The sequence below is a fragment of the Clavibacter sp. AC415 genome (assembly GCF_979252985.1).
This window is the reverse complement of sequence record NZ_CEEDAR010000016.1, coordinates 1-17949: the sequence shown is the minus strand read 5'-3', so window position 1 is coordinate 17949 and position 17949 is coordinate 1. Positions and strand designations below refer to the sequence as shown.

Genomic DNA, 17949 nt, shown 5'->3' with positions numbered 1-17949 from the left:
CCCACCCGGATGACCCCCGCCGACCGTCCGCCGCACGCGCTCCCCGCCATCCGCATCCGGAGCGCCGCCGCGTGATGGTCGTCGTGGGCATCACCGGCGGCATCGCGGCCTACAAGGCCGTCGGCGTCGTCCGCGGCCTCGTGCTCCTCGGGCACGACGTGCACGTCGTGCCCACCGAGGCGGCGCTGCGCTTCGTCGGCAAGCCCACCCTCGAGGCCGTCAGCCGCAACCCCGTGACGAGCGACCTGTACGACGGGGTCTCCGAGGTCCGCCACGTGGCGCTCGGCCAGAAGGCCGACCTCATCGTCGTGGCGCCGGCCACCGCGCACACGCTGGCGTCCATGGCCCTCGGCCTCTCGGACGACCTGCTCGGCACCACCATCCTCGCGAGCCGCGCGCCCCTCGTCGTCGCCCCGGCGATGCACACCGAGATGTGGCAGCACCCGGCGACGCAGGCCAACGCCGCCATCCTGCGCTCCCGCGGCACGACGCTCGTCGGCCCGACGTCGGGCCGGCTCACGGGCACCGACTCGGGACCCGGCCGCATGGCCGAGGTCGAGGACGTGCTCGCCGCGGCCCTCGCCGCCGTCCGCCCGGGCGGCCGCGACCTGGAGGGCCGTCGCGTCGTCGTCTCCGCGGGCGGCACCCGCGAGCCGCTGGATCCCGTGCGCTTCCTCGGCAACCGCTCCTCCGGACGCCAGGGCACGGCCCTCGCGGCCGCCGCGCGCGACCGCGGCGCCGATGTCGTCCTCGTCGCGGCGCACCTCGAGGTGCCCGCGCCGACCGGCGTCCGCGTCGTGCCCGTGTCGACCGCCCTCGAGCTCGAGGAGGCGATGGTACGCGAGGCGGCCGACGCCGACGTCGTCGTCATGGCCGCCGCCGTCGCCGACTACCGTCCCGCTGCCGTCTCCGCGGGCAAGATCAAGAAGGAGGAGGCGGGCGACGCCCTCTCCGTCGAGCTGGTGCGGAACCCGGACATCCTGCAGCGGCTCGCCGCCGACGCCCGTGCGCCCCGCGCCGACGGCTCGCACCGGGTCGTCGTGGGCTTCGCGGCCGAGACCGAGCAGGACCCCGCGGAGCTCCTCCGCATCGGCCGGGCGAAGCTCCAGCGCAAGGGCTGCGACCTGCTCGTCCTCAACCGGGTCGGCTGGACCGAGGGGTTCGCCACGGAGGGCAACGCGGTCACGGTGCTCGCGAGGACCGGCGATACACTGGCGGAGGCCTCCGGCTCCAAGGAGCAGGTGGCCCATCGAATTCTCGACGTAGTGGGTCCGCCGGGGCCGCGGTAGCGACCGGCGGGCGACCACACGATCCCCTGGAGGCCCCGAACGTGACCGACCTGCGCCTGTTCACCTCCGAGTCCGTCACCGAAGGCCACCCCGACAAGATCTGCGACCAGATCTCGGACAGCATCCTCGACGCCCTCCTCGCGCAGGATCCGACGAGCCGCGCGGCCGTCGAGACCCTCGTCACCACGGGTCTCGTGCACGTCGCCGGCGAGGTCACCACCTCCGGCTACGTCGACATCCCGCAGATCGTGCGCGACCGCATCCGCGACATCGGCTACGACTCGTCCGAGGTCGGGTTCGACGGCAGCAACTGCGGCGTCACCGTGTCCATCGGCGCGCAGTCGCCCGACATCGCGCAGGGCGTCGACCGCTCCTACGAGTCCCGCTCCGGATCCGCGTCCACCGACGCCCGCGACCTGCAGGGCGCCGGCGACCAGGGCCTCATGTTCGGGTACGCCTCGCGCGACACCCCCGTGTTCCTGCCCCTGCCCATCTACCTCGCGCACCGCCTCGCCGAGCGCCTGGCCGCCGTCCGCCACTCCGGTGAGCTGGCGTACCTCCGCCCGGACGGCAAGACGCAGGTCACCATCGGCTACGACGGGCTCGTCCCGCGCACGGTCGACACCGTCGTGCTCTCCACGCAGCACGGCCCGCAGGTCTCGCAGGACGACCTCCGCCGCGAGGTCGAGGAGCACGTCATCCGGCCTGTGCTCGCGCAGGCTGCCGAGATCGGCATCGAGCTCGACTCGCGCGACGCGACGATGCTCATCAACCCCACGGGCAAGTTCGAGATCGGCGGGCCGAAGGGCGACGCGGGGCTCACCGGCCGGAAGATCATCGTCGACACCTACGGCGGCTTCAGCCGGCACGGCGGCGGCGCGTTCAGCGGCAAGGACCCGTCGAAGGTCGACCGCAGCGCCGCGTACGCCATGCGCTGGGTCGCGAAGAACGCGGTCGCCGCGGGCCTCGCCGACCGCCTCGAGGTGCAGGTCGCCTACGCCATCGGCAAGGCCGCGCCCGTCGGCCTCTACGTCGAGACGTTCGGCACCGCGCACGTGCCCGAGGAGCGCATCGTCCGCGCCATCCGCGAGACCTTCGACCTGCGGCCCGCCGCGATCGTCGAGCAGCTCGACCTGCTGCGACCCATCTACGCGCAGACCGCCGCCTACGGCCACTTCGGCCGCGAGCTGCCCGACTTCACCTGGGAGGCGCTCGACCGTGTCGCCGACCTGCAGAGCGCCGCGGGCCTCTGACGCGCGCGCTCGGGTCATCGCCGGCCGTCCCGACGGCGGCGTGACCGGGGTCGCCCGGTGACCGCGGGGTCGCCGGACACGGCCGGCGCCGCGGACGGTGGGCGACCGCCCGTCGTCCGCGTCATGGTCGACTCGCCCCTGCCGCAGCTCGACCGGCTGTTCGACTACGCCGTGCCGGAGGCGCTGCGGGCCGAGTGCGTGCCCGGCGTCCGCGTGCGGGTGCCGCTGCGCTCCGCGGGGCGGGTCGCCGACGGCTACGTCGTCGAGGTGGGAGACGGCCAGGGATACGACGGCGCGCTCAGCGAGGTCGAGGCCGTCGTGTCGCCGCTGCCCGTCCTCCGGCCGGAGATCTGGACGCTCGCGCGCGAGGTCGCGGACCGGCAGGCGGGTTCCGCGTCCGACGTGATCCGCCTGGCCGTGCCGCCCGGCAGGTCCGCGTGGAGAAGGCGCACCTGGCGGCACTCGCGGCGTCGTCCGCCGACGCGGATGCCGCGGCGGTCTCCGCGCACGCCGACGCCGAGCCCGCCGCCGCCGAACCCGCCGCTCGCGCGCTCCCGCCCGTCGACGGGTACGCGCCCGAGGGCCTCGCGGCCGCGGTCGACGGGTCCGGCCGCGTGGCGGTCGACGCGATCCCCGAGGTCGTCGAGCTGCCGGGCGGCGCGTGGGCGGGCCGCTGGGCCGTCACGCTCGCGCAGGCCGCCGCCCGCGTGCTCGCGTCCGGCCGCAGCAGCGTCCTCGTGGTCCCCGACTACCGCGACCAGGACCAGCTGGAGCTGGCCCTCGCCGTGCACGCTCCCGCGGGATCGGTGCTCCGCACCGATGCCCGCCAGTCCGGCCCCGACCGCTACCGCGCGTTCCTCGCCGGCCTCGGCGACGCGCCCCGCATCGTGGTCGGCAACCGCTCGGCGGTCTACGCCCCCGCACCGGGCCTCGGCCTCATCGCCCTGTGGGACGAGGGCGACCCGCTGCACGCGGAGCCCCTCAGCCCGTACGCGCACGCCCGCGACGTGGCGCTCCTCCGCAGCCGGCAGCAGGCGACCGCGCTCGTGCTGCTCGCGCACTCCCGGAGCACCGAGGTCGAGCGGCTCGTCGCCATCGGCTACCTCGACAGCGTGTCGCCCTCCGTCAACCGCACCCCGCGCGTCATCCCGACCACCTCGCAGACGGGCGACGAGGGCTTCGCCCGGCAGGCGCGCATCCCGTCCGGGGCCTGGCGCGCGGCGAAGGACGCCGTCGAGCACGGTCCGGTCCTCATCCAGGTCGCGCGCCCCGGGTACGCGCCGCTCGTGGCGTGCCGCGCGTGCCGCCAGGCCGCCCGCTGCACCGTCTGCACCGGACCGCTCGGCATGTCGACCGCGACGAGCACGCCCACCTGCGGCTGGTGCGGGCACCTCGCGGGCGACTGGCGGTGCGCGAACTGCGGGTCGGACGAGCTGCGGCTCGTCACCATCGGCGCCGGCCGCACCGCCGAGGAGCTCGGCCGCGCGTTCCCCGGCGTGCAGGTGGTGCTGGCCGACGGCGAGCGCCACGTGCAGGAGGTCGACGGCGAGTCGCGCCTGGTCGTCGCCACGCGCGGCGCCGAGCCCGTCGCCGCCGGCGGGTACCGCGCCGTGCTCCTCCTCGACGGGGAGCGGATGCTCGCCCGGGAGAGCCTGCGGGTGGGGGAGGACGTGCTCCGGCAGTGGTCGAACGCGGCCGCCCTCGCGGCGCCCCGCGCGCCCGTCATGCTCGTGGGCGTCGGCGGCCAGGTCGCCCGCGCCCTCGCCACCTGGCAGCAGCCCCGGTACGCGCGCGAGGAGCTGCTCGAGCGCCGGGCGCTGCGCTTCCCGCCCGCGGTGCGCGCGGCGAGCGTGGAGGGCCTGCCCGACGCGGTCGGCACGGCCGTCGAGCGGCTCGCCGGGATCCCGGGGGTCGACGTGCTGGGGCCCGCTCCCACCGAGCAGGGGCGGGTGCGGGCCATCGTCCGGCTCGACTACGCGAGCGGGCCGGACGCGGCGCGGGAGCTCCGCGCGGCCGTCGTGCGCAACGCCTCCAGCCGCCGGAAGCCCGTCGCCGGCCGCACCGGGTTCCGGCCCACGGTCCCCCTCCGTGTACGGTTCGACGACACGGGGCTGTTCTGACGCCCGTCTGCCGGGCCGCCCGTTCCCGCGGCGCCGCCGCCCCGGCAGCCGCCCGCCCGCCCGTCCCCGCCTTCTCCGCTCGCCCTGCACGCCGTCCCCGGGAGGGATCCGCATGAGACTCGTCTTCGCCGGCACGCCCCTCGCGGCGGTGCCCTCGCTCCAGCTGCTCGCCACGTCCGGTCACGAGGTCGCCCTCGTCGTCACGCGCGCGGACGCCCCGTTCGGCCGCAAGCGCGTGCTCACCCCGTCGCCGGTCGCCGCGGAGGCGGAGCGCCGGGGCATCCCGACGCTCCGCACGAACCGCCTCGACGAGGAGGCGACCGCCCGGATCGCCGCCGTCGCGGCCGACCTGGGCGTCATCGTCGCGTACGGGGGCCTGGTGCGCGAGCCGCTCCTCTCCACGCCCGCGCACGGCTGGATCAACCTGCACTTCTCGCTACCTGCCCCGCTGGCGCGGCGCCGCCCCCGTGCAGCGCTCGATCATGGCGGGGGAGCGCGTCACCGGCGCGAGCGTCTTCCAGCTCGAGCGCGGCATGGACACCGGGCCGGGGCGTCTGCCCGCGAGGAGCGGCCCACGGGCGACCACGAGACGGCCGGCCACGTGCTCGACGCCCTCGCGGTGCAGGGTGCCGGCCTCCTGGGGCGCACGGTCGACGCGATCGCCGCCGGCACGGCCCGGGCCCTGCCGCAGGAGGGCGAGCCGACGCTCGCGCCCAAGACCACCATCGACGACGGCCGCATCGACTGGGCACGTCCCGCCGACGAGGTCCTGGCGCGCATCCGCGGCGTCACGCCGGAGCCCGGCGCGCACACGTCCGTGGACGACGTGCGGCTCAAGGTCCATCGGGCCGCCGCCCTGCGCGACGGAGCGCCGCTCGAGCCCGGGCGCATCGCGTCCGTCGACGGCCGCGTCGCCGTCGGCACCGCCAGCCACCCCGTCGAGCTCATCCAGGTGCAGCCCGCGGGGGAAGAGCCCCATGCCCGCCGCCGACTGGTGGCGCGGCGTCACGAGATGAAGGACGTCACCGCAGGATGAGCGACAGCACCGGATCCAGCTCCCGCCGCCCGGGGGGCCGCCGCCCCGCCGGCGACCGCCGCCGCCCGGAGGACCGGCCGCCGCGAGCGCGACGCCTCCGCCGGCCCGTCCACCGTCAGCCCCGCCCGCCGCGTCGCCTACGAGGTCGTGAGCGCCGTGCGCGAGTCGGACGCGTACGCGAACCTGCTGCTGCCCGTCCGGATCCGCCGTGCTGCGCTCAGCGCCCAGGACGCCGCGCTCGCCACGGAGCTCGCGTACGGCACCCTGCGCATGTCCGGCTACTACGACCGCGTGATCGAGCTCGCGGCGGCAGCCGCCCCGTCACGGCGATCGACGCGCCCATCCTCGACGTGCTGCGCCTCTCGGTGCACCAGCTGCTCAGCATGCGCGTCGCGACGCACGCGGCCGTGAACGAGGGCGTCGACATGGCCCGCGCGGTCGGCATCCCGGTCGGCGACCGGCTTCGTCAACGGCGTGCTGCGCACCGTCACGCGCTCCGAGCCCGACGCCTGGCGGGAGCGCGTCCTCGCCAGCGCCGCGAGCGCCGACGAGCGGCTCGCGCTCGAGCACTCGCATCCGCTGTGGGTCCTCCGCGCCCTCCGCCAGGCGCTCGCCCGCGAGGGCCGGGCCGACGAGCTCGAGGACCTGCTGCGGGCCGACAACCGGGCGCCCGCCGTCAGCCTGGTCGCGCTCCCCGGGCTCGCGACGGTGGAGGAGACGCACGAGCAGCCCGCGGCGTTCTCGCCCGTCGGCGCGTACCTCGAGGGCGGCGACCCGATGGACGCGCCGGGCGTGGCCGAGGGCCGCGTCCGCGTGCAGGACGAGGGCTCCCAGCTCGCCGCCCTCGCGCTGAGCCGCGCCCGTCCCGTCCGCCCCGGCGAGCGCTGGCTCGACCTGTGCGCCGGTCCCGGCGGCAAGGCGGCCCTGCTCGCGGCGGAGGCGGGGCGCGCGGGTGCGCTGCTCACCGCGAACGAGCTCGGCGCCCGCCCGCGCGGGTCTCGTCCGCGACGCACTCCGCGCGGTCCCCGGCGACACCGAGGTGTGGGAGCTCGACGGCACGACGGTCGGCGAGAGCCACCCGGGCGCGTTCGACCGGATCCTCCTCGACGCCCCCTGCAGCGGCCTCGGCGCCCTGCGCCGCCGGCCCGAGGCGCGCTGGCGGCAAGTCCCCGCGCGACGTGGCGGGCCTCGGCGTCCTCCAGACGGCCCTCGTCGACGCGGCGATCGGGGCGCTGGCCCCGGGCGGGATCCTCGCCTACGTCACGTGCTCGCCGCACCTCGCGGAGACCCGCGCCGTCGTGCAGGCGGCGCTCCAGCGCCACCCGGACGTGTCGGCGCTCGACACGCGCGCCGTGCTCGCCGAGGTGGCGGACGGCGGACCTCGAGCTCCCGCCGCTCGAGGAGGGCGCCGATCGCGCATCGAGCGTCCAGCTGTGGCCGCACCGGCACGGCACGGACGCCATGTTCATCGCGCCGCTGACCCGCCGGTAGGGGTCGGGAGCATGCCCGTCCGCATCGAACCGAGCATCCTGTCCGCCGACTTCGCGAACCTGGAGCGCGAGATCCAGCGCCTCGCGACCGCCGACCTCGTGCACGTCGACATCATGGACAACCACTTCGTGCCGAACCTCACGTTCGGGCTCCCGATGGTCGAGCGCCTCCAGCAGGTCACGCCGGTCCCGCTCGACATCCACCTGATGATCGATGACGTCGACCGCTGGGCCCCGGGCTACGCCGAGGCGGGCGCCGCGAGCGTCCAGCACGTTCCACGCGGAGGCGACCCGCGAGCCCGTGGCGCTCGCCCGGCGGCTGCGCGACATCGGCGCGCGCGCGGGCATCGCGCTGAAGCCCGGCACACCGGTCGACGACTACCTCGACCTGCTGCACGAGTTCGACCAGGTGCTCGTGATGACGGTGGAGCCCGGCTTCGGCGGCCAGTCGTTCATGCCGGAGACCATGCCGAGTCTGCGCTCTCCGCTCCCGTCTCCGCGACTCCGGCCTCGACGTGTGGCTGCAGGTGGACGGCGGCATCGACGTCGAGACCATCGGGCGCGCCGCGGAGGCGGGCGCCGACACCTTCGTCTCGGGATCGGGCGTCTTCCGCGGGGGCGACCCGGAGTCCGCCATCCGGGAGCTGCGCCGGGCCGCCGAGGCCCACGTGCACTGACGCGTCGCGCGCACCGGCGCGACGCCCGGGGCCCTGATGGACCTGGTCCGCGGATCTGCTTGACTGGATCCATGACCGACATCCAGAAGCCCGAGGTCGAGCCCGTCGACGGCCCGGCCCCCGCAGAGCTCACCATCTCCGACGTCACCGTGGGCGACGGCCCCGAGGCCCAGCCCGGCGACACCGTCGACGTCCACTACCTCGGCGTCGACTTCGAGTCCGGCGAGGAGTTCGACTCCTCGTGGAGTCGCGGCCAGTCCGTGCGCTTCCCCCTCCGCAGCCTCATCGCCGGCTGGCAGCAGGGCATCCCCGGCATGAAGGTCGGCGGACGCCGCCAGCTCGTCGTGCCGCCGGAGCTCGCCTACGGCCCCCGCCGGCGGCGGACACCGCCTGTCCGGCCGCACCCTGATCTTCGTGATCGACCTGCAGGGCGTCGGCTAGCACCGTCGCACCACCACCGGGAGGCCGGGAGCATCGCGCTCCCGGCCTCCCGTCGTCGTCCGGGGGCCACCGCCCGCGCCTGTACCCTTGTCCCGTGAAGACCTTCGATGACCTGTTCGGCGAGCTGACCCGGATCGCCGCCGAGCGGCCCGAGGGGAACCGGGCACCGTCCGCGAGCTCGACGGCGGCGTGCACGCGATCGGCAAGAAGGTCGTCGAGGAGGCCGCCGAGGTCTGGATGGCCGCGGAGCACGAGTCCGACGACCGCGCGGCCGAGGAGATCTCCCAGCTGCTGTACCACGTGCAGGTCATGAGATCGCCCGCGGGCTCACCCTGGAGGACGTCGGCCGACATCTGTGACGCGCCCCGTCACCCGTCGACCCCCACCCCGGAAGAAGTGATCCCCATGCTCCGTGTCGCCGTGCCCAACAAGGGCTCGCTCGCCGAGACCGCCGCCCAGATGCTCGCCGAGGCCGGATACGCCGGCCGCCGCGACCCGAAGGAGCTCTACGTCCTCGACGCGCGCAACGACGTCGAGTCCTCTACCTCCGCCCGCGCGACATCGCCACCTACGTCGGATCCGGCGCGCTCGACGTCGGCATCACGGGCCGGGACCTCCTCATCGACTCGTCCTCGGACGCCACGGAGACCGCGGAGCTCGGGTTCGCGGGGTCGACGTTCCGCTTCGCGGGCCCCGTCGGCCGCTTCGCCGACCTCCAGGACCTCGCGGGCGTCCGCATCGCCACGAAGACCCCGTGCTCGTCGGCGGGTTCCTCCGCGAGCACGGCGTCGAGGCGACGCTCATCCGCCTGGACGGCGCGGTCGAGTCCGCGATCCAGCTCGGGGTCGCCGACGCCATCGCCGACGTCGTCGAGACCGGCACCACCCTGCGGAAGGCGGGCCTGGAGATCTTCGGCCCCGTGATCCGCCACCGCGGTCCTCATCTCGGGCGCCGAGGAGAAGCCGAGGGCCGCGACCCTCCTGGCGCCGCCTCGAGGGCGTGCTGGTGGCGCGCCGGTACGTGCTCATGGACTACGACGTCCCGCTCGACCTGCTCGACGCGGCCACGGCCATCACGCCGGGCATCGAGTCGCCCACCATCTCGCCGCTGCAGGACCCCGCGTGGGTTGCGGTGCGCTCGATGGTTCCGCGCGACGACACGAACCAGATCATGGACCGCCTGCACGAGGTGGGCGCGCGCGCCATCCTCGTCAGCCCCATCCACGCCGCCAGGATCTGACCGTGGCCGACACCGCCGCGGGCCCGCCGGCCGTCGCCGCCTCCGACCCGGGCCGCCTCGCGGTCCGCGTCATCCCGTGCCTCGACGTCGCCGCCGGCCGCGTCGTCAAGGGCGTCAACTTCCTCGACCTGCAGGACGCGGGCTACACCCCGTCGAGCTCGCGCGCCTCTACTACGAGCAGGGCGCCGACGAGCTGACCTTCCTCGACGTCACGGCCACGGTCGAGGACCGCTCGACCATGTACGACGTCGTGAGCGCGACGGCGGAGCAGGTCTTCATCCCGCTCACGGTGGGCGGGGGCGTCCGCAGCGCCGACGACGTGGCGCGCCTCCTGGGCGAGCGGCGCCGACAAGATCGGCGTCAACAGCGCCGCCATCGCCGAACTGCTGGAAATATCGCGCACCGCTTCGGCGCGCAGGTCTGCGTCCTCTCCCTGGACGTGACGCGCGGGGACACGGCGTCCGGGGGCTTCGTCGTCACCACGCACGGCGGCCGCACGCGCACGACGATCGACGCCGTCGCATGGGCGCGCGAGGCCGTGGAGCGCGGCGCGGGCGAGCTCCTCGTCAACTCCATCGACGCCGAGAACCGTGACGGCTTCGACCTCGAGCTGGTGGCCGCGATGCGCGCCGCGAGCCGCGTGCCCGTGATCGCCTCGGGCGGCGCGGGGAGCTCGACCACTTCGCCCCCGCCATCCGCGCGGGAGCCGACGCCGTGCTGGCCGCGAGCGTCTTCCACTCCCGCCGGTTCACCATCGGCGACGTCAAGGGCGCCCTGCGGGACGCCGGTCAGGTGGTCCGATGAGCGGCACGACGAGCAGCGCCCCTGCGGGCCCGGACGTCGACGGGATCCTCGCCCGCGCCGCGTTCGCGGACGACGGACTCCTGCCCGCGGTCATCCAGCAGCACGACACCCGCGAGGTGCTGATGCTCGGCTACATGGACCGTGAGGCCCTCCGCCGCACGCTCACCAGCGGCCGCGTCACGTTCTTCTTGGTCGCGCTCCCGCCGGGAGTACTGGCGGAAGGGCGACACGCTCCGGGCACGCCCAGTTCGTGCGGGACGCCGCCCTCGACTGCGACGGGGACACCGTGCTCGTCCAGGTCGACCAGGTCGGGGTGGCCTGCCACACCGGCACGCGCACGTGCTTCGACGCCGACCACCTGCACCCCGTCGCGGGCGCGCGTCCCACCTCCGACGAAGGGCACGACGCATGATCTCGAACGCTCCGGGCCCCGCGTCCGCCGCCGCTCCCGGGACCACGACGCGCGCGGGCTTCCACGCCCTCGCCGCCGACCACCGGGTCATCCCGGTCCTCCGCGAGGTGTTCGCGGACGGCGAGACGCCCGTCGGCGTCCACCGCAAGCTCACCGCCGGACGACCGGGCAGCTTCCTGCTCGAGTCCGCGGGCCAGGGCGGCATCTGGACCCGGTTCTCCTTCGTCGGGGTCTCGTCCTTCGGGGTGCTCACCCAGCAGGGCGACGAGGCGCGCTGGCTCGACTACGGGCTCGACGCGTCCCGTGCGCTCGGCGACGACGCCCCGGACGGCCCGCTGGCCGCACTCGCCGCCCTGTACGCGCGGTGGGAGACCCCGCGGATCCCGGGCCTGCCGCCGCTGACCGGCGGGCTCGTCGGCTTCATCGGCTGGGAGGCCGTGCGCCAGATCGAGCGCCTGCCCGACCGCCCGCCCGCCGAGGTGCCGGTGCCGGGCCAGGCCCTGAGCTTCGTGTCGGAGCTCGCGGTCCTCGACCACCGGCGCGGCACCGTGACCCTCGTGGCGACGGCCCTCAACGACGGCGTCGACGACGAGGACGCCATGTGGACGGACGCGCAGGCGCGCCTCGACCGCATGCAGGCCGACCTCGCGCGCCCCGCGGAAGAATTCCTCGCGGAGGTCGACGACGCGCAGCCGTCGGCGACGCTGCGCACCGCTCCCGAGGACTTCCACGCGGCCATCGCCCGCAGCAAGCACCACATCCACGAGGGCGACGTCTTCCAGGTCGTGGTCTCGCAGCGCTTCGACCAGCCGACCACGGCCGATCCCATCGACGTGTACCGCATCCTCCTCCGGGTGCTCAATCCGAGCCCGTACATGTACCTGCTGACGCTGGAGGACGCCGACGGCGTGCCGTACTCCATCGGCTCGTCGCCCGAGGCCCTCGTGACCGTCACCGACGACCACGTCTACATGCACCCCATCGCCGGCTCCCGACCCCGCGGCGGCACCGTCGAGGAGGACGTGGCCCACGAGGAGTCGCTCCTCGCCGACCCGAAGGAGCGCGCCGAGCACCTCATGCTGGTCGACCTCGCGCGCAACGACATGCTGAAGGCCTGCGCCCCGGGGTCGGTGGAGGTCACCGAGTTCATGCGCGTGGAGCGCTTCAGCCACATCATGCACCTGGTCAGCTCGGTGGAGGGCACGCTGCGGCCCGGCGTCTCGAGCATCGACGTGTTCCGGGTGATGTTCCCGGCGGGCACGCTCTCGGCAGCCGCCCCCAAGCCGCGCGCCCTGCAGATCATCGACGAGCTCGAGCCCGCCCAGCGCGGCGTCTACGGGGGAGTGGTGGGTGACTTCGACTTCGCGGGCGACGCGGACCTGGCCATCGCGATCCGCACCGCCACCATCGTCGGCGGCGTCGCGCACGTGCAGGCCGGCGGCGGCATGGTGGCCGACTCCGACCCCGACGCCGAGTACCTCGAGTCGCAGAACAAGGCCGCGGCCCCGCTGCGCGCGGTCGCCGTCGCCGAGGCCATGCGGCGCGTGCGCTGATGCGCGTCACGCGCCGCACGAAGGGCCTCGCCCTCCTGCTCGTCCTGGCCACGATGCCGCCACGTTCCGGCTGGTCGCAGGACTGGTCGACGCTCCGCATCGGCGGTCAGGCGCCGGCGCTGGTGCCCGTGGCGGGCAGCGTGGCCGCGCCGGCGCTCAGCGCCCTCGCCCTGTCGAGCCTCGCCCTCGCGGGCGCCCTCGCCATCGCGGGTCGCGGGCTGCGGGTCGTGCTCGGCGTGCTCCAGGCGCTCATCGGCGCGACCGTCGCGCTGACCGCCCTCGCCGCGGTGTCGGGTCCCGTCCAGGCCGGCGAGGCCGCCGTCACGACGGTCACGGGCGTCGCCGGGCTCCGCGCCCGTCGCCGACCTCGTCGTGGGCTGGACCACCACCCCCTGGGGGCCGTTCACCCTCGCGGCCGGCGTCGCCTCGGCGCTCGTCGGGATCCTCGTCGCCGTCACCGGCCCCCGCTGGCCGACCGGCCGCTCCCGGTACGACGCGCCCGACGCCGGACCCGCCCGCAGGATCGTCCCGCGAGAGGATCCCGTCGCCGCGTGGGACAGCCTGAGCGGCGGCGCGGACCCCACGCGCCGCGAGCCCGGCGACCCGGACGACGCCTCCCCGGCGGGCTCGGTCGCGGAGGGCGGCGACGGCCGTCGCGAGGCGGACGGCACGGCCCCCGCCGTGCCCCCCGCACCCGGCGTCCACCCCGACGCCGACCGGTAGACTCTGAACATCCCGACCGTACGACCCACGAGGAGCACGCATGTCCACCGAGTCCGCAGAACCCGGCCACGGCAACTCGCCGGCGGCCTGGACCGCTGTCGTCATCATGCTCGTCGCGTTCAGCGTCGGCACCATCGCGTTCTGGTTCGCCATCGAGCCCGTGGTCTGGGCCTCCGCCGTCCTCGCCATCCTCGGCTGGATCACCGGCGGCGTCATGAAGAAGATGGGCTTCGGGGTGGGCGGCCACCGCACCGCGCCCACGAAGGCGCACTCCTAGACGTCGGCGACCTGCTCGCCGGCGCCCTCGAGGACGCGGCGGCGCGTCGCGAGCTCCGTCCCCTGGCCGACGTCGAGGCCGCCGCGCTCGCGCGTCCCGCAGCCCTCGACGCCCTCGGCGCCCTGGCACTGGCCGACCGCGTGAAGATCATCGCGGAGGTCAAGCGCTCGAGCCCCTCCCGCGGCGCGCTCGCGGAGATCCCGGATCCCGCGCTGCTCGCCTCCCGCTACGAGACCGGCGGCGCCAGCGCCATCAGCGTCCTCACCGAGGGACGCCGCTTCGGCGGCTCGCTGCACGACCTCGAGCAGGTGCGCGACACGGTCTCCATCCCCGTGCTCCGCAAGGACTTCATCGGCGAGGCCTACCAGGTCCTCGAGGCCCGCGCCTCGGGCGCCGACCTCGTCCTCCTCATCGTGGCCGCGCTCGACCAGCCGACCCTCGTGGAGCTGCACTCCCTCATCGGCGAGCTCGGCATGACCGCCCTCGTCGAGACGCACTCCGCGGACGAGGTGTCGCGCGCGCTTGACCTCGGTGCGCAGGTCGTCGGCGTCAACGCCCGCGACCTGTCCACCTTCGAGCTCGACCGCGACCTCTTCGGCCGCCTGGCCGACTCCATCCCGGCCGGCGTCGTCCGCATCGCCGAGTCGGCCGTGAAGCTGCTGACGACGTGGCCCACTACCGCCGCGCGGGCGCCGACGTCGTGCTCGTGGGCGAGGCCCTCGTCACGGGCGATCCCGTCCGCACGCTGACCGAGTTCCGGGAGATCCGCTCATGACCGACCTGCGCAGCGAGACCGGGCCGTACTTCGGCGAATTCGGCGGGCGCTACGTCCCGAGTCCTCGTCGCCGCCCTCGACGAGCTGTCGGAGGCGTGGGAGGAGCTGAAGGTCGACCCGTCCTTCATCGCGGAGCTCCAGGAGCTGCACCGCACCTACACCGGCCGGCCGTCGCTCATCACCGAGGTGCCGCGCTTCGCCGAGCACGCCGGCGGGGCCCGCATGACTCCAAGCGCGAGGACCTGAACCACACGGGCTCGCACAAGATCAACAACGTGCTGGGTCAGGCGCTGCTGACGAAGAAGATCGGCAAGAAGCGCATCATCGCCGAGACGGGAGCGGGCCAGCACGGCGTCGCCACCGCCACGGCGGCGGCGCTCTTCGGGCTCGACTGCGTCATCTACATGGGCGAGGTCGACACGGAGCGCCAGGCGCTCAACGTCGCGCGCATGCGGCTGCTCGGCGCCGAGGTCGTCCCCGTGCGCTCCGGCTCCCGGACGCTCAAGGACGCCATCAACGACGCCATGCGCGACTGGGTCACCAACGTCGAGACCACCAACTACGTCTTCGGCACGGTCGCGGGCCCGCACCCGTTCCCGGCCATGGTCCGCGACCTGCACAAGATCATCGGCGAGGAGGCGCGCGAGCAGGTGCTCGCCCTCACCGGCCGGCTTCCCGACGCCGTCGCCGCGCGCGTCGGCGGCGGGGTCGAACGCCATCGGCATCTTCCACGCCTTCCTCGACGACGCGGACGTCGCGCTCTACGGCTTCGAGGCGGGAGGCGACGGCGCGGACACCCCGCGCACGGCGGCCACCATCACGAAGGGCCGCCCCGGCATGCTCCACGGCGCCCGCAGCTACCTGCTCCAGGACGAGGACGGCCAGACCATCGACTCGCACTCGATCTCAGCGGGGCTCGACCACCCCGGCGTCGGTCCCGAGCACTCGTGGCTGTCGGACCTCGGCCGGGCCTCCGACCCGCTGGTGACGGACGACCAGGCGATGAGCGCGCTCCGTCTGCTCAGCCGCACCGAGGGCATCATCCCGGCGATCGAGTCGGCGCACGCCCTCGCGGGAGCGCTCGAGCTCGGCAAGGAGCTCGGACCGGACGCGATCATCCTGATCAACCTCAGCGGTCGCGGCGACAAGGACATGGAGACCGCGGGCGCGTACTTCGACCTCATCGACGCCGGCGAGCAGTCGCGAACGCGGCCGCGCACGCCGCAGCGCCGGTCGGCAGCCCCGTCGAGCGGGCCATCGCGGTCCGACTCGAGCAGGGCTCGGGCGCCGTGGGCTACCTGCCCGTCGGCTTCCCCGACGTCGCCACGAGCATCGAGGCCGCCGTCGCGCTCGTCGAGAACGGCGTCGACGTCATCGAGCTGGGCTGCCCTACAGCGACCCCGTCATGGACGGGCCCGTCATCCAGCGCGCCACGCAGACCGCCCTCGCGCAGGGCTTCCGCCTCCGGGACGGCTTCGACGCGCTCCACGCCATCACGCAGCGCGTCGAGGCCCCGGTCCTGCTCATGACCTACTGGAACCCCGTCGTGCAGTACGGCGTGGAGCGGTTCGCGGACGACATCGTCGCGGCGGGCGGGGCCGGCCTCATCACGCCCGACCTCATCCCGGACGAGGGCGCCGACTGGCTCGCCGCGTCGGAGCGCACGGGCCTCGACCGCGTGTTCCTCTGCAGCACCGTCCTCCTCAGCGAGGCCCGCCTGCACCAGGCCGTCGAGCGGAGCCGCGGGTTCGTCTACGCCGTCTCCACCATGGGGATCACGGGCGCACGCCAGGACGTCGACCAGGCTGCCCGCGGCCTCGTCTCGCGCCTGCGCGACGCCGGCTCCACGAGCGCCTGCGTGGGCATCGGCATCTCCACGGAGACCAGGTGCGCGAGGTCCTCGGCTACGCGGACGGCGCCATCGTCGGATCGGCGTCGGTGGCGGCCCTCGCCGACGGCGGCGTGCCCGGCGTCGCACGGGCCGCGGCCGATCTGGCGCGGGAACTGCGCTACATTAGCCCCCGGCCGGCGCCCGCCGCGCCTGCCGATCTGCGAAAGTGAGCGCCATCCGTTGTTCGCCCCGATGAGCATCCCCAGCCCGGATCCGTCCGACACCCGGTTCGACGTCACGGCGTGGCTCCAGGGCTTCGGCATCGACCTGCCGCTCACGTTCGCCATCCACGCCTACGCGGTGTGCATCCTCGTCGGCATCCTCATCGCCGCCTGGCTGACCAACCGTCGCCTGGTGGCACGGGGCGTCGAGTCCGGCACGGTCATCGACTTCACGCTGCTCGCGCTCGTGCTCGGCATCGTCGGCGCGCGCGCGTTCCACGTGCTCACCCATCCCGGCGACTACTTCTTCGCGGGCGCGGACCCGCTCCGGGTCCTGTACGTCTGGGAGGGCGGCATCGCCATCTTCGGCGCGCTCATCGGCGGCGCGGTCGGCGTGTGGCTCGCCTCCAAGTGGACCGGCGTCCGCTTCTGGACCTTCGCGGACGCCCTCGCCCCGCGGGCTCCTGCTGGCGCAGGCGGCGGGCCGCATGGGCAACTACTTCAACCAGGAGCTCTTCGGCACGCCCACCACGCTGCCGTGGGGCCTCGAGGTCGACCCGGGCAACGCCGCCTTCCCGGCCGGGCTCCCCGCGGGGACCCTGTTCCACCCCACGTTCCTGTACGAGATCGTGTGGAACGTCGCGGGCGCGCTGCTCATCATCCTGCTCGGACGCGCGGTGCGCCTCCAGTGGGGTCGCGGCCTCGCCGTCTACCTCATGTGGTACGGCCTCGGCCGCATGGTGTTCGAGTCCATCCGGATCGATCCGAGCGAGATCATCCTCGGCATCCGCACCAACGTGTGGGCGGCGTTCATCGCGGTCGCGATCGGCCTGGTGCTCTTCATCGTGCAGACCCGCCGTCATGTGGGCAGCGAGCCGAGCGCGTACCTGCCCGGCCGCACCCCGGATGACGTAACCCGGCGCGCGAAGGCGGGTCGCGACGGGGAGGTAGCATCGGTGTACACGGATTCGGATTTCACCGACGGCGACGCCGATCGGGCATCCACCGGGTCGGACTCCCACGCTCTCCCCGGCCAAAGCGGACGCGGCGCCGAGTCCCAAGCCGCGCGGGCACCGCGGCTACGGCGTTCTGCTCAGCGAGGCGGTCCCACCCACAGGGCCAAGCGACGTCCCTCCGCAGTGCATCTAGGACGGTTCCCATGGCGTTCTCCTCCACCTCCCCTCCCGGCGGCGCGTTCCCCGCGAAGCAGGGCCTGTACGACCCCGCCTTCGAGAAGGACGCGTGCGGCCTGGCCATGGTGGCCACCCGCGGCACCCCGGGCCACGACATCATCGTCAACGCGCTCGACGCCCTGCGGAACCTCGAGCACCGCGGCGCCATCGGCTCCGACGCGGGCACGGGCGACGGCGCGGGCATCATGACGCATATGACCAGTTCCTCCGCGGCGTCGCGGGCTTCGACCTGCCGCCCATGGGGGAGTACGTCGTGGGCATGGCGTTCCTGCCCACCGACGACGCCGAGCGCGAGGAGCTCGAGGCGGGCATCGAGCGGATCGCGGGAGCCGAGCGGCTGCGCTTCGGCTGGCGCGAGGTCCCCGTCGACCCGTCCCACCTCGGCAACCTGGCGCGCAAGGCGATGCCGGCGTTCCGCCAGCTCTTCCTGGCGTCCGACGCGGCGGAGCCCGCCGACCGTCCCGCGGGCCTCGCCCTCGACGGCTTGCCTTCCGCCTGAAGCGGCGCACGAAAAACGCGAAAGCGTTTCACGATAAATGCGAAAACATCGACACTGCACGAGGAACGGTTAGTATCCGGGCGTGGCATGGACTGAACGAGGTACAGGACACAACA

7 protein-coding genes and 14 pseudogenes are annotated in these 17949 nt (G+C 74.5%); all 21 read left to right on the top strand.

What is annotated here, in order from left to right; translation table 11 throughout:
* Positions 1-71 precede the first annotated feature (71 nt).
* Entirely contained in the window at positions 72-1289 is a 1218-nt protein-coding gene (coaBC, locus tag ACZ411_RS07505) for a bifunctional phosphopantothenoylcysteine decarboxylase/phosphopantothenate--cysteine ligase CoaBC (protein ID WP_464169651.1), read from the top strand.
* Between the two features lie 41 nt (positions 1290-1330).
* Positions 1331-2542 carry a methionine adenosyltransferase gene (gene metK, locus ACZ411_RS07500; protein WP_464169649.1) on the top strand — a complete coding sequence of 404 codons (1212 nt, stop codon included), beginning with the start codon at positions 1331-1333 and terminating at the stop codon, positions 2540-2542.
* Between the two features lie 123 nt (positions 2543-2665).
* A pseudogene (locus ACZ411_RS07495) lies at positions 2666-4662 on the top strand (primosomal protein N').
* Between the two features lie 112 nt (positions 4663-4774).
* A pseudogene (fmt, locus tag ACZ411_RS07490) lies at positions 4775-5678 on the top strand (methionyl-tRNA formyltransferase).
* A gap of 16 nt (positions 5679-5694) precedes the next feature.
* A pseudogene (locus ACZ411_RS07485) lies at positions 5695-7189 on the top strand (RsmB/NOP family class I SAM-dependent RNA methyltransferase).
* An 11-nt stretch (positions 7190-7200) separates the two neighbouring features.
* A pseudogene (rpe, locus tag ACZ411_RS07480) lies at positions 7201-7865 on the top strand (ribulose-phosphate 3-epimerase).
* 71 nt (positions 7866-7936) lie between these two features.
* Positions 7937-8306: pseudogene (locus tag ACZ411_RS07475) on the top strand (FKBP-type peptidyl-prolyl cis-trans isomerase).
* Between the two features lie 189 nt (positions 8307-8495).
* A pseudogene (gene hisE / locus ACZ411_RS07470) lies at positions 8496-8579 on the top strand (phosphoribosyl-ATP diphosphatase); the annotation flags it as partial.
* A 132-nt stretch (positions 8580-8711) separates the two neighbouring features.
* Positions 8712-9545: pseudogene (hisG, locus tag ACZ411_RS07465) on the top strand (ATP phosphoribosyltransferase).
* 2 nt (positions 9546-9547) lie between these two features.
* The gene (locus ACZ411_RS07460; RefSeq protein ID WP_464169647.1) at positions 9548-9742 is read left to right on the top strand and encodes a hypothetical protein; all 195 of its coding nucleotides are present in this window, start codon (positions 9548-9550) and stop codon (positions 9740-9742) included.
* Complete coding sequence (locus tag ACZ411_RS07455) at positions 9739-10494, top strand: HisA/HisF-related TIM barrel protein (protein WP_464170082.1); 756 nt, start codon at positions 9739-9741, stop codon at positions 10492-10494. Before ACZ411_RS07460 ends, ACZ411_RS07455 begins: the two co-directional genes overlap by 4 nt.
* Positions 10394-10761, top strand: a pseudogene (gene hisI / locus ACZ411_RS07450) (phosphoribosyl-AMP cyclohydrolase). The gene ACZ411_RS07455 and the pseudogene hisI overlap by 101 nt, the downstream one beginning before the upstream one ends.
* Complete coding sequence (locus ACZ411_RS07445) at positions 10758-12314, top strand: anthranilate synthase component I (protein WP_464169645.1); 1557 nt, start codon at positions 10758-10760, stop codon at positions 12312-12314. The pseudogene hisI and the gene ACZ411_RS07445 overlap by 4 nt, the downstream one beginning before the upstream one ends.
* Positions 12314-12613 (top strand): annotated as a pseudogene (locus tag ACZ411_RS07440) (Trp biosynthesis-associated membrane protein); the annotation flags it as partial. The gene ACZ411_RS07445 and the pseudogene ACZ411_RS07440, both read left to right, overlap by 1 nt.
* Positions 12614-12686: 73 nt before the next feature.
* Complete coding sequence (locus ACZ411_RS07435) at positions 12687-13037, top strand: Trp biosynthesis-associated membrane protein (protein WP_464169643.1); 351 nt, start codon at positions 12687-12689, stop codon at positions 13035-13037.
* 40 nt (positions 13038-13077) lie between these two features.
* Complete coding sequence (locus ACZ411_RS07430) at positions 13078-13314, top strand: DUF6704 family protein (RefSeq protein ID WP_104289797.1); 237 nt, start codon at positions 13078-13080, stop codon at positions 13312-13314.
* Positions 13315-13325: 11 nt separating this feature from the next.
* Positions 13326-14089 (top strand): annotated as a pseudogene (gene trpC / locus ACZ411_RS07425) (indole-3-glycerol phosphate synthase TrpC).
* Positions 14086-15283: pseudogene (gene trpB, locus ACZ411_RS07420) on the top strand (tryptophan synthase subunit beta); the annotation flags it as partial. The pseudogenes trpC and trpB, both read left to right, overlap by 4 nt.
* 95 nt (positions 15284-15378) lie before the next feature.
* Positions 15379-15926 (top strand): annotated as a pseudogene (gene trpA / locus ACZ411_RS07415) (tryptophan synthase subunit alpha); the annotation flags it as partial.
* Between the two features lie 246 nt (positions 15927-16172).
* A pseudogene (gene lgt / locus ACZ411_RS07410) lies at positions 16173-17193 on the top strand (prolipoprotein diacylglyceryl transferase); the annotation flags it as partial.
* 107 nt (positions 17194-17300) lie between these two features.
* A pseudogene (locus tag ACZ411_RS07405) lies at positions 17301-17847 on the top strand (glutamate synthase subunit alpha); the annotation flags it as partial.
* Between the last annotated feature and the right edge of the window lie 102 nt (positions 17848-17949).

Coding starts and splice junctions, on each gene's coding strand:
- ACZ411_RS07430 (WP_104289797.1), top strand. CDS start 13,078: ATGTCCACCGAGTCCGCAGAACCCGGCCACGGCAACTCGCCGGCGGCC.
- ACZ411_RS07445 (WP_464169645.1), top strand. CDS start 10,758: ATGATCTCGAACGCTCCGGGCCCCGCGTCCGCCGCCGCTCCCGGGACC.